The organism is Paenibacillus sp. FSL W8-0187, assembly GCF_037969755.1.
Taxonomy (GTDB): domain Bacteria; phylum Bacillota; class Bacilli; order Paenibacillales; family Paenibacillaceae; genus Paenibacillus_AQ.
Window position 1 is genome coordinate 2235848 of the sequence record NZ_CP150206.1, and the last position, 16130, is coordinate 2251977.

15 protein-coding genes are annotated in these 16130 nt (G+C 47.1%); 13 read left to right on the forward strand and 2 right to left on the reverse strand.

The genetic code is table 11. The annotated features are described in order from the left end of the window. The first annotated feature begins 88 nt into the window (after positions 1 to 88). Positions 89 to 1342 (forward strand): extracellular solute-binding protein, encoded by a 1254-nt coding sequence (locus MKY48_RS09850; RefSeq protein ID WP_339292847.1) that lies wholly within the window; start codon positions 89 to 91, stop codon positions 1340 to 1342. A 32-nt stretch (positions 1343 to 1374) separates the two neighbouring features. Here MKY48_RS09850 and MKY48_RS09855 read toward each other — a convergent pair whose 3' ends face one another. Together MKY48_RS09855 and MKY48_RS09860 are read right to left on the reverse strand one after the other, a co-directional pair. Then, positions 1375 to 2487, reverse strand: a complete 1113-nt coding sequence (locus MKY48_RS09855; protein ID WP_339292848.1) for a hypothetical protein — start codon at positions 2485 to 2487, stop codon at positions 1375 to 1377. A 255-nt stretch (positions 2488 to 2742) separates the two neighbouring features. Then, positions 2743 to 2979, reverse strand: a complete 237-nt coding sequence (locus MKY48_RS09860) for a DUF2626 domain-containing protein (RefSeq protein ID WP_006209059.1) — start codon at positions 2977 to 2979, stop codon at positions 2743 to 2745. 342 nt (positions 2980 to 3321) lie between these two features. Between MKY48_RS09860 and MKY48_RS09865 the strand changes: the two genes are divergently transcribed. The 12 genes from MKY48_RS09865 (at position 3322) to rsmH (ending at position 16122) form a co-directional block, all read left to right on the forward strand. Beyond that, positions 3322 to 3972, forward strand: a complete 651-nt coding sequence (locus tag MKY48_RS09865; protein WP_076320619.1) for an RsfA family transcriptional regulator — start codon at positions 3322 to 3324, stop codon at positions 3970 to 3972. A 140-nt stretch (positions 3973 to 4112) separates the two neighbouring features. Beyond that, complete coding sequence (locus MKY48_RS09870) at positions 4113 to 5069, forward strand: 2-dehydropantoate 2-reductase (RefSeq protein ID WP_339292849.1); 957 nt, start codon at positions 4113 to 4115, stop codon at positions 5067 to 5069. An 11-nt stretch (positions 5070 to 5080) separates the two neighbouring features. Then, positions 5081 to 5467: a DUF3397 domain-containing protein gene (locus MKY48_RS09875; RefSeq protein ID WP_213645351.1), complete on the forward strand. Its 387-nt coding sequence runs from the start codon at positions 5081 to 5083 to the stop codon at positions 5465 to 5467. 149 nt (positions 5468 to 5616) lie between these two features. Further along, positions 5617 to 7278, forward strand: a complete 1662-nt coding sequence (locus tag MKY48_RS09880) for a peptide ABC transporter substrate-binding protein (protein ID WP_339292850.1) — start codon at positions 5617 to 5619, stop codon at positions 7276 to 7278. 209 nt (positions 7279 to 7487) lie between these two features. Beyond that, positions 7488 to 8420: an ABC transporter permease gene (locus tag MKY48_RS09885; RefSeq protein ID WP_071222972.1), complete on the forward strand. Its 933-nt coding sequence runs from the start codon at positions 7488 to 7490 to the stop codon at positions 8418 to 8420. Positions 8421 to 8422: 2 nt separating this feature from the next. Beyond that, positions 8423 to 9373 (forward strand): ABC transporter permease, encoded by a 951-nt coding sequence (locus tag MKY48_RS09890; protein ID WP_339292851.1) that lies wholly within the window; start codon positions 8423 to 8425, stop codon positions 9371 to 9373. Positions 9374 to 9386: 13 nt separating this feature from the next. Continuing rightward, positions 9387 to 10382 (forward strand): ABC transporter ATP-binding protein, encoded by a 996-nt coding sequence (locus MKY48_RS09895; protein WP_076320625.1) that lies wholly within the window; start codon positions 9387 to 9389, stop codon positions 10380 to 10382. Continuing rightward, positions 10379 to 11317, forward strand: coding sequence for an ATP-binding cassette domain-containing protein (locus tag MKY48_RS09900; protein ID WP_098742740.1), 939 nt, complete (start codon positions 10379 to 10381; stop codon positions 11315 to 11317). The genes MKY48_RS09895 and MKY48_RS09900 overlap by 4 nt, the downstream gene beginning before the upstream one ends. A 188-nt stretch (positions 11318 to 11505) precedes the next feature. Continuing rightward, positions 11506 to 13137, forward strand: coding sequence for a bacillithiol biosynthesis cysteine-adding enzyme BshC (gene bshC, locus MKY48_RS09905; protein ID WP_339292852.1), 1632 nt, complete (start codon positions 11506 to 11508; stop codon positions 13135 to 13137). A 40-nt stretch (positions 13138 to 13177) separates the two neighbouring features. Beyond that, on the forward strand, positions 13178 to 14446 hold the full coding sequence (locus MKY48_RS09910) for an adenosylhomocysteinase (protein WP_076320628.1): 1269 nt from the start codon (positions 13178 to 13180) through the stop codon (positions 14444 to 14446). Between the two features lie 207 nt (positions 14447 to 14653). Next, entirely contained in the window at positions 14654 to 15091 is a 438-nt protein-coding gene (gene mraZ / locus MKY48_RS09915) for a division/cell wall cluster transcriptional repressor MraZ (protein ID WP_339292853.1), read from the forward strand. A gap of 77 nt (positions 15092 to 15168) precedes the next feature. Then, positions 15169 to 16122, forward strand: coding sequence for a 16S rRNA (cytosine(1402)-N(4))-methyltransferase RsmH (rsmH, locus tag MKY48_RS09920; RefSeq protein ID WP_339293488.1), 954 nt, complete (start codon positions 15169 to 15171; stop codon positions 16120 to 16122). Positions 16123 to 16130: the final 8 nt, after the last annotated feature.

The window sequence follows — 16130 nt, forward strand, 5'->3', positions numbered from 1 at the left end:
CTAGATAATTAACAAAAAAGATAGGACAAGAGCACTAGAAGTTTGGTAAAATAAGGGCGTGCGACTATTGAAGGAGTGAAGATGGGATATGAAGCGGAAGAAATATTGGTTCTTATTTGCCATTTTATTGTTGTCTTTATCCAGTTTATCTCCCAGCTTTGACTTCACTCACCATACTAGACGAGAGCCCCCGGGGGATGAACCGAAACCTCCGCAGCAAAGACCGGAGGTACCGGAGACTGATCTGGGCCCGATCAAGGTCGGTGTTCAGTTAAACCCGGATGAACTGAGACAACTTAAAGCTCTTAATGAGCGTTTTATGGAAGAGACCGGTGCTGAGATTGAAATCACGCCTCTGGAAACGAGTGAAACACAGAAAGAGTCGTTTCTGCTCGAGATGTCCCTTGGTGAAGGGCCTGATATTGTATTAACGGATTCACACCTTATTAAAGCGCTTGCAATGAGTGGCTGCTTACTGCCTGTTGATGCTTCTCAAGGCACAATGCCAGGCGAAGATATCTTGAATGGTCTTCTGCCGCCGCTGCAGTGGAACGGGTATCAATGGGGAATGCCGTTTGATATAGACCCCTATATTATGACCTGGCAGACCAAGGGAAAGGGCGGCGAACCATTTAAAGTGCCAGAGAGCCGTCAGGCGTGGCAGGAATATTTGGAGCGGCATAAGGTAAGCCCTGTCCTCTCATTTGACTGGAATGATCCTTATGCGTTCGGTGCGGCGGTTCATTTGCTCGAAGGTGATCCCTCCAAGCCGGATCAAGAGGTGCTCGATATGCTGATTCGCAATCATGGAAGAGTGACAGAATCAGCGCAAGGATCGACAGAGGCAGACGTTAATGGCCAAGAGTCGACCATCTCCGGTAAAGTGGAAGCAGCCGTGGTCATTGGGCCGTATTCGAGCTTTTCAGATCAAGAGGACGTTGGAGTGTCACTTGCATTGGCAATGGGGAAGGCGCATCTGGATACGCCGGTTGTCCGAACTCGAAGTTTTGCGGTTGCCGCACACACGGAATCATCGGCGCTTGCCATGAAATGGATTACGTATATGACTGGCAAAGCGATGCAGCGTGAATGGAGCAGAGCGGCAGGAACGCTGCCCGTTATTTCCGAGTTGTATGTCATGGGTACAAACCTGAGTGATCGGGGCATTTGGCAAAAAGCGGCCGTTCCAGCCCAGGTGCTGCTCTCTCGAAATGAGCCGGCCGCTTTGAATTTTGGTGATTCGGAAGGTTTTCAAACATATAGCCAAGCAGCAAATCGATTGCTGCTTGGCGAAATCACGATCCAACAATATATGGAATTGTACTCGTCTCCTCAACCTTAAAAAAAGCTGCCCAAGTGAAGGGCAGCTTTTTACTATAAATCCAGCTCCATTTTGACCACTAATCTTTGATCTTGGCTGGATACCTGTGTTGCTTTTAAGAAAGACACCAACTGTTTAGGATAAAAATTCATGTCGAATTCGTCCTGCAGGGCTTTGCGCGTGGTGTCAGGCAATTCCAGTCGATTGAATACAAGTTTGTCGACTTGAAACATGATGGCATTCTCCGGTTCGTTGATCACGGTGTATTTTCCTTCAATCAGCAGCGACAGATTTCCGCTCTCACCCGAAGCTATTACTTTTCCATCGTTAAAATGGAAAGCAAAGCTGTTAAAGATTTCATCTTCGGATCTTAAAAATGCGTTGAGATCATCCTCATGGATACCGATGGTATACTCCTTGCCGTTTGTTTTCAGCATATTCTTGCTTCCCTGGACAAATTGCGGCAGGTTTTCCATGGCGCTGGCTAAAGCCTTGAAGTGACGCTTTACTTCGTACAGCCCCACGTTCTCCCAATAAAGGGTGAATTCCTCAATCAACTTTTTCATAGCATCCGGGTTGCCGCTGGCTGTCAGTGCTCCGTCAACCTGCTGTTCAAGTGCCAGCACCCGTTCACGCTGCTTAACAAGGCTGTCCTTTACTTCGGCGAGCTGAGAAGCATTGCGTGCCGCTTCAGCCTGGGCGGAGGCAAGGGAGCGGTACTGATTGTTATATACCGCAAGTGTATCCCGATCATTTTGAATAATGATATCGTAAAAGTCCATGATCCGGAATAAACCGGCTAAGTCTTTTGCAGACAACAGCATAAAGAATAAATGATCACGTTCACCCATGTAATAAGACCGAAGAACAGCTCCTGCCCGATCGCGCCGGTCTTCGATACGCAAGCCCATATCCTTAATTTTAATTTGCAGTTCGCCCTGGAGGCGCTGCAATTCGGCGATGCGTTTGGTTATCCGTTCGATTTCATGGTCGATCTCCACGATGGAGAGACTGTCCTCCAGAAGTTTGCGTGCCTCTTCCGAATCAGGCATAACAGGGCTTACATCCTGCTCGGAATATACCAGAGCGGGAGTCCCTATGAAGCAGAATAACAGGGTTATACACAGCATGACCGGGAGGAAAGTTTTTTTTACTCGTACATTCAAACGGGAGTCCTCCTTGAATGGTTGTTAGTCGAAAGGAATCCAACCACTGTCTGTCCCTTCATTTTAACCAATATATGACGTATACGACTTAATTATCAACCTTCAGGCACTAAAAAAGCGATCCGGCCGCTAAAGCACCTGATCGCTCTTTTAAGTACTCTCGTTCTCTAATTGCAAGGAAAATCCACCAGCGGGCCTCTGTTTGTACAGGTTGAGCGCCGGTGGATTTCAAGCATCGCTTGCACCATTTACCTATTAGAGTGGTTTGCCCATAATGAAGACCGTCCAATAGCTAAAGCCTGTGAAGGTCACGATCATATAAGCCCAGAAGAGAAGAATATAGGTTCTCTCCGTGAATTTCAAATATCCCAGGATCACAAAAAATGCAGTCTGCAGGAAGAAAAGCAGTGCCATTTCAATATGATCTCCGGCAAAGGCCATCAACCCGATAGTCAGGGTGAAAAAGCCAAGGACTCGAAACATCCGTGCCACGATTATATCCTCCTCTCGTATGTACGCACATAATGCTGCTATCAACATTATAGCGTTATGGCAAAAACGTGTAAACGCCTAACTCAAGAAAACCCTTTATTTTTTATTATTAACCAGAAGTAAGACATTGAATTCGTGAATAATTTGGACGAATCTCCCCCTTTTCCCTTCGTAAGAGTATGATCTGTATTCAAAATGGAAATACATTTTAGTATCAAATAGATTCTATGAACTCTATGAGAGGCATAGAAATGAATTAAGCAGTTTTTATACCCTATTCAGCAGCCGATTTACGGTATTGAAGACGGTTATTTTAGGATGTCGTTAGGAGGGTTTTGTGGTATGTCAGCAGTGAGACAGGATGCATGGAGTGCAGAGGACGACCTAATATTGGCGGAGGTGACTCTTCGTCATATTCGTGAGGGCAGCACCCAATTGGCTGCCTTTGAGGAAGTGGGAGAAAGAATCGGCCGGACATCGGCAGCTTGTGGATTTCGTTGGAATAGCTGCGTTCGCAAGAAATATGAGGATGCTATTAGCTTGGCGAAATCTCAGCGTCAAAAGAGAAGTTATTATAAAAAACAGCCTTCGGTAAGTGGACCGCAGGTTGCCGGCTTGGCTGCTCCGGAACTGGAGCACGATGTCTATAAGAATGATGGTGCAAGTGAAGAAACACTGTCCATCGATGCCGTTATCCGTTTCCTTCGTCAGTGGAAGGGCGGGCTTCAGGAAAGTTCACGTCAGTATAAATTGCTTGAGAAGAACTTGCGTGAAAAAGAGGATGAGCTTTCAAGACTCCGCAGTGAGAATCAAAGGTTATTGAAGGAAGTCAGCGAAGTGAAAACGGACTATCATGTGGTCAATGACGATTATAAGGCACTGATTCAGATTATGGATCGGGCACGCAGACTTGCTTTCTTAAATGAAGAAGACGAGGAGCTTAAAACACGCTTCAAAATGGACGCAAACGGTAATCTGGAACGAATCGAATAGGTAAAGGTTATCTTGCTCTAGCCGTAACCCGCATTAGTGCATTCCATGCGCTTTGGCGGGTTATTTGTGCGTATCGAGGATTATTCTGATATATACTAGGACTAGTACTTCGTGGTTGATTACAATAATGGGGGATTATGATGAATATCCATATTATCGGAGCTGGCTCATTGGGGCTATTATACGCGGGTAAACTTGCGAATTCAGGGTGCCGTGTCACGTTATGGTGCCGAAGCGAGGAACAGGCGGACAAGCTTCGGGCTTCCGGCATAACCATCGAGGAGAAGGGGCAGCACCAGGTCGTTGACGCCCATGCGTTCTCGGTCTGTTCATGGTCAACCTTTGCGCAGTCGGGTGGCGCTGGCGATGCGGATTATCTTTTCCTCATGTTGAAGCAGCAAGGGATTGAAGAGATGGCAACGGAGATGCTGGCTCAATATGGTCAAGAACATCGGAGACTAATATGTTTTCAGAACGGTACAGGCCATTTGGAGCGGCTTCAAGACCTGCTGCCGGTATGGACGATCTACGCTGCCATTACTACGGAAGGGGCCAAGCGTTCAAGCAGCGTCTCTGTTATGCATGCCGGTCATGGAACGACGACAATCGGCAAAATGATGCCCGCTGGGAGCCCATTAGATCCTTTCTCTCAAGAAAATCATGAAATTGAACTGGTTAAACAGCTGAATAGAGCAGGATTTGAAGCTTTTTTGTCGAATCAAATGGATGAGATGATTTATCGCAAGCTGCTGATGAACGCAGTCATTAATCCATTGACGGCATTGTGGAGGATTCCTAACGGAGCGCTGTTATCTTCCCCTGAACGAGTCAGGCTCATGAAGCAGTTATATCATGAAGGGATCGCCGTATATGAAGCGGGTGGAATTCCTTACGGAAGCGGGCTGTGGGAATGGATTATATCCGTCTGCCAATCGACTTCAGGTAACACGTCCTCCATGCTTAAGGATGTAATGGACGGCAGAACGACGGAAGTTGCCTGGATTAACGGAAGTATTGTCCGTTTGGGCCAAAAATATGGCATTTCTGTTCCAACACACGAGCTGGTCACGCAGCTCATCGAGGGGATGAATACATAGGGGGTCTTAGCATGGGTTTCTTGCAGGGGCTGTTTCAAACATTAAGTTCTTTTCCGTTCATTCCGTTTTTACTGGTTTATTTCATTGTCTTGCAAAGAAATAAAAATCGAAAGCAAGCGCTGGAGCTGGCCATGGATGTCACCACATTTTTTATGCTGTTTTCGGTCTCCGCCTTGTTTAATAATACATTCCAGTCCAAATTCGGTTTCTATCTCATACTCCTCATGCTGCTCATTGCTGCGGGGCTGATCGGCAGTGCGCAGAACCGCTGGAAAGGCAAGGTTAACGGTAAAAGGCTGCTGCGCGCCGTGTGGCGTCTCGGGTTTGTCAGCATGAGTTTCGGGTATATCATATTCACATTTTTTGGTGTCCTCTCCTACATAATTAAGATGATGTAAGAACAATCTCATAACTAGAATTTTATGATAAATCTGTTTGATCTTTGGGTCAGGCAGATTTTTCAATTTATTGATTTCTGGATTTTTTTGACCACTGGTTGTATAATCGATAAGCATATACCTAAAATCTATGAGGGGGATACCGCAAGATGAAGAAACAAAAGAAATTAATGCTTCTCATGACGTTAATTCTTGCTTTCAGCTCAGTTTTAGCAGCATGTGGAGCTGACAAGAACGATGGCGCCAATAAAGGCGGAACGGCGGACAAGCCTAAAGAGCAAGTCTTCCGTATGAACCTTGCTTCCGACCCTCCTACATTGGATCCGGGCTTGGCTCAGGATAACACGTCGAATACAGTAATCAGTGCTGTGTTTGAAGGTTTGGTTCGGAAGGGTGCAGACGGCTCAGAAGAGCCTGGCGTAGCCGAAAAATGGGATGTTTCTGAAGATGGATTGAAATATGTCTTCACCCTTCGCAAAGATGCCAAATGGAGTAACGGCGATGCAGTAACGGCAAAGGATTTTGAGTATGCATGGAAACGTGTACTTGATCCGAACTTTACTCCAGCATCACCATATGCGTATCAGCTCTATTACATTAAGAACGCTGAAGCTTACAATCTTGGAGAGATCAAAGACGCCAATGAAGTCGGCGTAAAAGCAACCGATGATTATACGCTAGAAGTTACGCTGGCAAACCCAACGCCATACTTCCTCAGCTTGATGTCATTCCAAACCTACTTCCCGATTCACAACTCCGTTGAAGGTAATGCTTCTTGGGCAACCAAACCGGAAACATTGATTGGTAATGGTCCGTTCAAAGTTTCACAAATGACCAAAGGTCAAAAGATCGAGCTTGTAAAGAACGACCAATATTGGGACAAGGATTCAATCAAACTTGAAAAAGTTCAAATGAGTATCGTGAACAGCTCTGCAACTGAACTTTCAAGCTATCGTAACGATGAATTGGATTATGCAGGACATCCAACAGGGAATATTCCGACGGATCAGCTGAATGCGATCAAGAAGGAATTGGGCGATGAACTGATGATCAAAGGTATTTCATCGACGTATTTCTATATCTTTAACACAACAGAAGAACCATTTGACAATGTGAATATCCGTAAAGCTTTCGCAATGGCGATTGATCGTCAGGCGATCGTAGAGAAAATCACGCAAGGTGGACAACTTCCTGCACATGGTTTTGTTCCTCCTGGTATCAAGGGTGAGTCCGACGAGTACCGTAAAGAGGTGCCGGATACTTACTTCGATGAAAATCTTGAAGAAGCTAAGAAACTGCTCGAGCAAGGCATGAAGGAAAAAGGCTATACCACATTACCGGAAGTTACGTTAATCCATAACTCCGATGACAACCACAAGAAAATTGCGCTTGCTATTGCAGATATGTGGAAGAACAATCTCGGCGTTACTGTGAAGGTACAAAACCAAGAGTGGGGCGTATTCCTGAAGAACCGTACGGATTTGAACTATCAAATTGCCCGTTCCGGTTGGGGAGCAGACTATAACGACCCGATGACTTATATCGATATGTGGACATCCAAAGGCGGTAACAACGATACTGGCTTCAAGAGCGAAGAATATGACCAACTTGTGAAGGATGCTTATGCAACTAGCGATAACGCTAAACGCATGGAGCTGATGTCCAAAGCTGAGAAAATTCTCGTTGAAGACAACCAAGTTGTTATGCCAATCTACTACTACTCCAGCGTGTCCCTGGTTAAACCATGGGTGAAGAATCTTCATCTGGATTATAAGGGTGATATCGATTTCACACGTGCATATATCGAGTAGTCTTTTGTAAACCATTTATAAAAGATTACGGTTCGGGATATATATGTGGGGCATTTTAAACCTCATATATATCCCGATTTTTTTGTATGAACACAAGGTTTCCAAATCTTGTGTCCGTTGGTGAAAGTTAAGGGATGCCAGGTCCGTTCTAGAATAATACAATTATATAGACGGCTTGGTTTAGAACAACTGATCAGGAGGCTAGCGAAATGCTGAGGTATGTGGCGAGTAAGTTTTTTTATATGCTTGTATCGTTGTTCATACTGATCTCAGCCACTTTTTTTCTTATGAAAGCCATACCGGGCGATCCGTTTATGGGAGAGAAAAAGCCATCGCCTGAAATTTTGGCGAGGCTGATGGAGCAGTATGATTTAGATAAACCGGTATTTCAGCAATATACGAAATACTTGGGCAATATCGTTCAGGGTGATTTTGGTTTGTCTATGAAAAAACAGGGGCAATCCGTCACTGATATTATTGTTGACACATTTGGCCCTTCACTTCGATTGGGTCTTATCGCGATCGTAGTATCCGTTATCGTGGGTGTCCTGCTGGGGATGCTTGCAGCTCTGTATCACCGCAAGCTGATTGACAACATCGCCATGATTATCTCGGTTCTCGGCATCGCGGTACCGAGTTTTGTACTTGCATCATTGTTGCAATACGTTCTCGCAGAGAAAGCGGGCATTTTCAATGTTATGGGTTTTGAAGGACCGCTTGACTACGTACTTCCTGTTATGGCTCTATCTGCTCAGCCGATTGCATTTATCGCGCGATTAACGCGATCCAGCATGCTGGAAGTACTGCATTCGGATTATATTAAGACGGCGAAGGCCAAGGGTCTTAACTGGTTCGCCATTATGTTCCGTCACGTTATCCGTAACGGGATCTTGCCGGTCGTAACTTATGTCGGCCCAATGACAGCGAACATCATTACCGGTTCGGTCGTTATTGAACAGATCTTCGGTATTGGCGGCATTGGCAAGCAGTTTGTGGAAAGTATCACAAACCGCGATTATACAGTCATTATGGGGATTACCATATTCTACGGCATCTTGCTGATGCTGGCGCGTTTCGTTACAGATATCGTATATGTATTTGTGGATCCACGCATTAAATTGACCGGCGGGAAGGAGAGGTAGACATGGAGAAAGAACAAAGTATGCCTCATCCTGCGGCACTAAACTTGAAGCCTGAAGATTTTCAGAAGATTGGTCCTGATGAGAAACAATCCGAGGTAATACAGCGTGAAAGTTTGTCCTCCTGGAGAGATTCCTGGGAAAGATTGCGCAAGAACAAGCTTGCTATGTCCGGCTTGATTATTATGATCCTGATTGTCATCATGGCCATTATCGGCCCGATGATCTCTAACTATGATTATGAAACGAATGATTTGATGAATACGAATATGCCGCCTTCATCAGAACATTGGTTTGGAACCGACGATCTGGGCCGCGACGTTTTTGTTCGTACTTGGATGGGTGCTCGGATTTCCTTGACCGTTGGTCTTGCAGCAGCTGCGATTGACTTGATGATTGGTGTAATATATGGCGGCATCATGGGTTATTTCGGTGGCCGTATCGATGAGTTCATGAATAAGTTTGCCGAAATTTTGTATTCCATTCCGTACCTGCTCGTTACGATTTTGCTGTTGGTTGTATTTGAACCAAGTTTAGGAACGATCATACTCGCCTTAACTATCACCGGTTGGATTAACATGTCCTGGATTGTGCGGGGCGAGATTATGCAGCTTAAGAACAGAGAATATGTCCTCGCTTCACGTTCGATGGGTGCGGGAACCGGGCGCCTGTTGTTCCGGCATTTGATTCCGAATGCGATGGGTCCGATTATCGTTACCTTGACCCTGTCGGTTCCAAGTGCGATCTTTGCCGAGGCTTTCCTGAGCTTCCTTGGTCTTGGAGTTCAAGCACCGGTTGCTTCATGGGGCTCCATGATTAATGATGCCCTGTCCGGATGGATGTACTATCCATGGCGGATGTTGTTCCCTGCTCTATTTATCAGCTTGACGATGTTAGCATTTAACATTTTCGGTGATGGATTGCGTGATGCGCTGGATCCGAAATTGAAAAAATAGGAGGTGGGAAGGTATGGAACCGATCTTGCAGGTAAAGGACCTCAACGTATCGTTTCGTGTTCGCGGCGGTGAAGTAAAAGCAGTCCGCGGCATGAATTTTGAAGTCGGCAAGGGGGAGACGGTTGCCATCGTCGGTGAGTCCGGAAGCGGTAAAAGTGTTACCGCCCAGACCATTATGCGATTGATTCCGTCCCCGCCCTCAGAAATAAAAAAGGGTGAGGTCATTTTCCAAGGACAAGACCTTCTCAAAAAAACAAATAAACAGATGGAAGCGATTCGCGGCAAGGATATCGGGATGATCTTCCAGGATCCAATGACGTCGCTAAACCCGACCATTCGAATAGGTAAGCAAATTACGGAGGTGCTGATCAAGCACCAGGGGATGTCTTTCTCCGAAGCCAAAAAACACGCCATAGAAATGTTGAAGCTGGTGGGTATCAAAAATGCGGAGGAGCGCTTCAATCAGTATCCGCATGAGTTCTCCGGCGGTATGCGGCAGCGTGCGATGATCGCGATTGCGCTTGCATGTAAGCCGACCCTGCTGATTGCGGACGAACCGACGACGGCACTCGACGTGACCATTCAGGCACAGATTATGGACGTTATGAAGGAAATGCAGGAACGCTTAGGCACATCGATCATTCTGATCACGCATGACCTCGGTGTTGTTGCTGGCATGTGTGACCGTGTCATCGTAATGTATGCAGGTGAAGTGGTGGAAACGGGAACGAAATGGGAGATTTTCAAAAACCCGCAGCATCCTTATACCAAAGGTTTGCTTCGCTCCATGCCGCGTCTGGATCAGAAGAAAGACGAACCGCTGATTCCGATTATCGGAACACCACCGGATCTGATCAAACCGCCTGTAGGCTGTCCGTTCGCCGCTCGCTGTGATGAAGCTATGCGAATTTGTGAACGGGTGGATCCGGGCGCAACGGAATTTAGCGACACGCATATGGCGCGCTGCTGGAATCTGCATCCGATGGCGAAGGAGGCGCAGGGTTCATGAAGGATAACCACTTGATTGAGGTAAAGGGCCTCAAGAAGTATTTTAACGTGGGCAAAGGACAGATTCTTAAAGCAGTTGACGACCTGAACTTCTATATCCGTGAAGGCGAAACGCTTGGCATGGTAGGAGAGTCGGGTTGTGGTAAATCAACAGCAGGACGGACGATTCTCCGTCTCTATGAACCTACGGCCGGCAGCGTTAATTTTAACGGAACGGATATTTACAAGCTGTCTCCGGGCAAGATGAAGGCGATGCGCCGCGATATGCAGATGATCTTCCAGGATCCGTATGCCTCGCTGAATCCAAGATTCACGGTGTCGGATATTATCGGAGAAGCTTTGGATATTCACGGCATGGCCGGCAGCCGCGCCGAACGCAAGAAGCGGATTGAGGAGCTGCTGGATATGGTCGGCTTGAATAGTGACCACTCGACGCGTTACCCTCATGAATTCTCCGGCGGTCAGCGTCAACGGATCGGGATTGCTCGTGCTCTTGCGGTAAACCCTAAATTCATCATATGCGACGAGCCGATCTCGGCGCTTGACGTTTCGATTCAGGCACAGGTTGTCAACCTGCTCAAGGATTTGCAGGACCGTCTGGGCTTGACCTATCTCTTCATTGCGCATGACCTGTCCATGGTCAAGCATATCAGTGACCGGGTAGCGGTTATGTATTTGGGTAAAATGGTGGAGCTAGCAGACAGTGAAGAGCTGTATGCAAATCCGATCCATCCTTATACCAAGACCTTGTTGTCCGCAATTCCGATTCCGGATCCAGAAATTGAGGCAAACAAAAAGCGTCTCAAGCTGGAAGACGATATGCAGGGGCCGATTTCAGCTGCCAAAGGCGAAGACGGAACGGTTCAACTGGATGTGAAGGATTCGGAATTGGTCGAAGTGTCCAAAGGACACTGGGTTGCAAAAGCCTACGCTTGAACAAGCGGACCTGAATATGAGAAAGCTGCTTCAAGAATAGCCGCTGGCATCGTGCCGGCGGCTATTCTTTTCCTTTGACGCAGAATGCCAACATTCGGTACAATCAAGAAAGGCAAAATGTTATAGAATAAATTAAATTTCATGCACAATCTAGATTTGGTTGCGACGTAGAATAGGAGGAATACCTCATGAATATCGTTCCGGAACCATTATCCCTCGCTTCGCGTCTCGCTCAGGATTATATTCATCATTTTGACCGGGTAAGCGGGTTCTACGGTGAAGATTACCGCGGCGAGCACAGCTATGCAGAGCGGGTACAATGGCTGGATCTTTCGGAAGACAAACGAATTCAGCGTAAAGCGCTGGCAGATTGCCTTCGGACGTATAATCAGAAACACAATGATCATCCCGCTGTACATAAATCACTCCAACTTCTGGAGCAGCCAGGAACGGTTACCATGGTTGGTGGACAACAAAGCGGTTTGTTCACCGGACCTCTGCTTGTCATATATAAAGCAATTACCGTCATTCAAGCGGCCCGTGAAGCGGAAGAGCGCTTGAATCGTCCTGTCGTGCCTGTATTTTGGATCGCCGGGGAGGATCATGATTGGGATGAAGTGAATCATACGTACTTCCTGAGTCAGGATCAGCAGCTTTCCAAGATCAAGCTTGATGCCAAGGACGGACTCAGGACGTCGGTTAGTTATACTAACGTTGCTGAGGAAGATTGGAATACAATGCTGGCAGAGCTCCAGATTCAACTGGCAGACAGCGAATATAAGGCGGATCTGCTGAAGATGGCTAGGGAATCGTTTGACGGTTCGGCTGGATTCAGCGAGGCATTTGCTAAACTCATCAGCTGTATGTTCGGCAAATATGGGCTAATACTCCTGGATTCTGCAGATCCGGGACTGCGGGCGTTGGAAGTGCCCGTATTCGAATCTTTGATTACCCGCAACGAAACAATGGGACTTTCGTACCAGCAGGCAGCAAGGGATATCGCAGGTTTGGGTTATGAAGTGCAGGCTGATGTATCCGAGAATGGGGCCAACTTGTTCTACTTGCATGAAGGCAGACGCTTGCTGCTTTACCGAGAAGGACGTGTATTCTCAGACCGGAAAGGCATCATTACGCTCACGGAGGAAGAACTGCTTCGGGATTTGCATCAGCATCCTGAACGCTTCAGCAACAATGTGCTGACCCGTCCAATTATGCAGGATTCGCTGCTGCCCGTGCTCGGAACGATACTCGGTCCAGGCGAGATTTCTTATTGGGCGATTACGCGCTATGCATTTTCCGACTTAGGTTTGCAGATGCCGCTGATCATCCCGAGAATGTCATTCTCCATCGTTGATGGAACCGTCCATAAGCTTATGGAGAAATATGGATTGTCCTTCGAGGATGTTCACCTCCGTTTGTCTGAGAAGCGTGAGGCTTGGCTTGCCAGCAAGGATGAGTTGAATCTTGAGGAACGATTCAGTCAAACCCGGGAACAATTTGAAGCATTATATCAGCCTTTAATAGAAGATCTTGGCAAAATGCAAAGTGGACTGTTAAAATTAGGTCTAACCAATAAAGAAAAAATATTGGAGCAGATGGATTACCTGTTAAGTAAATCCCGGAATGCCTTGGAACAGCAGCATGAGGCCGCACTGGCACAGTGGAAACGCATTGAACAGACACTGATGCCGGAAGGGAAACCCCAGGAGAGGGTGTATAATATCCTGGAATACATGAATCGTTATGGATTGAATCTGGTGGATCGCCTGATGGAAATCCCATACGTTGCTTTGGGCATTCACAGGGTCGTTTACGTATAATGATCAGGAATTCAATTATCAGATCATAGGAGGCCGTTAAATGAGCTCATCATCAATACAAACCAGCAATATTACCGACTTGAAACTGGCACCGGAAGGTCATTTGAAAATTGATTGGGTGAAGGCGCATATGCCGGTATTGAACCGGGTGCGTGAACAATTCGAGAAAGAACAGCCATTCAAAGGGTTGAAAGTCGCCATCTCCTTGCATCTGGAAGCCAAGACCGCTTATCTGGCGAAAGTCGTTCAGGCTGGCGGAGCTGAAGTGACAATTACGGGCAGTAATCCGTTGTCTACTCAAGATGATGTGTGTGCCGCATTGGTAGAAGACGGGATCACGGTGTTTGCCAAGTATAACCCGGATCCTGCAGAATACAAGCAGCACCTCATTTCAACACTCGAGACCAGACCCGATCTGATCATTGACGATGGCGGGGATCTCGTAACGATCCTTCACTCGGAACGTACGGATCTGCTTGAAGGAATTCGAGGCGGTGCGGAAGAGACAACGACAGGCATCCTGCGCCTGAAATCTTTGGAGAAGGAAGGCTCTCTGAACTTCCCGATGGTTGCCGTGAATGATGCATACTGCAAATACTTATTCGATAATCGTTATGGTACTGGACAATCGGTCTGGGACGGAATTAACCGGACGACCAACCTGGTGGTTGCAGGCAAGACCGTCGTTGTCGTAGGGTATGGCTGGTGCGGGAAGGGCGTCGCCATGCGTGCCAAAGGTCTTGGTGCCAACGTCATTGTGACCGAGATTGATGCAATTAAGGCCGTTGAAGCTTATATGGACGGCTTCCGCGTCATGCCAATGCACGAAGCAGCCAAATTGGGAGACTTCTTTGTCACCGTCACGGGTAACCGCGATGTCATTAGTGGGGAAGACTTTGATGTCATGAAGGACGGCGCCATTTTATCCAATGCCGGTCACTTCGATGTGGAAGTCAATAAACCGGATTTGTCAGAACGGTCTCAATCGGTTCGGACGGTTCGGCGGAATATTGAAGAATATCATCTGAAAGATGGTCGTAAGATTTATTTGCTTGCCGAAGGCCGTTTGGTGAATCTGGCGGCAGGTGACGGACATCCGGCAGAAATTATGGATATGACGTTTGCGCTTCAAGCTTTGTCTCTCAAACACGTGAATGATCAGTACAAGAACATCGGTAACCACGTAGTAAATGTTCCTTACGAATTGGATGAACAGGTTGCCTTATATAAACTGGAAAGTCTAGGTATTACAATCGACAGTCTGAGCGCTGAGCAAAAGTCTTACTTGGACAGCTGGGCTCAGCACTAAACAGCAGCAGCTTTAGATCATTTGCAAACCTCCTTTCCATCCCCGAGTGGGATGAAAGGAGGTTTTTTGTGCGAATGTCCTGAGAGAAAGTTCCAAAAAAACAAATGCTCGTTAGAAGGTATTTGATTCTTGACGCCGAATCTATTATCCTAAAGTGGTGGAAAGTGGTGCAAAGTGGGGAATCGGGGTTAAGGGGTGGAGTGCCTGATGTTCATGGGGGAGTTTCAACATAGCATCGACGATAAGGGGAGAATCATCATCCCTGCTAAATTTCGTGACCTCCTGGGCACCTCGTTTATCGTAACCCGCGGATTGGACAATTGCCTCTTTGTATACCCCAAAGATGAATGGGCCATCATGGAGCAGAAGCTCAAATCCCTGCCACTCATGAAGTCGGATGCACGCGCATTCACCCGGTTTTTTTTCTCCGGGGCGACGGAATGTGAATGGGATAAACAGGGAAGGGTAAATTTGCCGGGCAATTTGCGCGAGTTCGCCAAGCTCGAGAAGGAATGCGTTGTCATCGGCGTATCGAGCCGAGTGGAGATCTGGAGCAAGGAGCAGTGGCAGGATTACTATCAGCAGTCGGAGGAAGCATTCAACGACATTGCTGAGAAGCTGGTAGACTTTGATTTTGATTTATAACCAGCTAGGAACATCGTATTGAAATGGACAAGTTACACTTAAAAATCATGAATGAGACACAATGGAGGGCTGCAGCTTTGTTCCATCACATCACAGTGCTTAAGCAAGAAGCAACAGAAGGGCTGCGCATCAAACCAGACGGTATATATGTTGACTGTACGCTCGGGGGAGCAGGGCACAGCTCGCTTATTGCTTCCCAACTAAGTTCGAAGGGCCGGTTAATCGCACTGGATCAGGACGACTGGGCATTGAATAATGCCCGGGAAGTCATGAAGCCTTATGTGGACCGGATCACTCTTGTCAAAACCAATTTTCGTGATTTGGAGGAGGTGCTCCGAAACGAAGTGGAGGTTGACGTGAACGGGCAGCCGCAAGTTGACGGTATACTGTTCGATTTGGGCGTATCCTCTCCGCAGTTCGATGAAGGGGAGAGAGGCTTTAGTTACAACCATGATGCCCTGCTGGATATGCGGATGGATCAGTCCGCTGAGCTTACCGCAGCCAAGATTGTAAACGAATGGCCAGAACAGGAAATCGCACGAATATTGTATGAATACGGCGAAGAGAAATTTTCAAGACGAATTGCCAAGGTCATTGTTGAAAGAAGGGCACAGAGTCCTATTCAAACAACGGGTGAGCTTGTCGAAATGATTAAGGAAGGAATTCCGGCCGCAGCTCGGAGAACGGGCGGCCATCCGGCGAAACGAAGCTTTCAAGCGTTTCGGATTGCGGTAAATGATGAGCTTGGCGCATTCAAAGATGCGCTTCACCAAGCCGTGAGATGTCTTGCACCAGGAGGAAGAGTTTCAGTAATCACTTTTCACTCGCTCGAAGACCGGATATGCAAACAGATTTTTAACAGCTACATTCCCAAGTGTACGTGCCCTCCAGACTTTCCGATGTGTGTGTGCGGAGGCGGCCAAGGTGATCTGAAACTGGTGAACCGCAAACCGCTTATGCCCTCTGCGGAAGAGATTGAGAGTAATCCAAGGGCACGATCAGCGAAGCTGCGGATTGCGGAGAAACTGTAGAAACATAA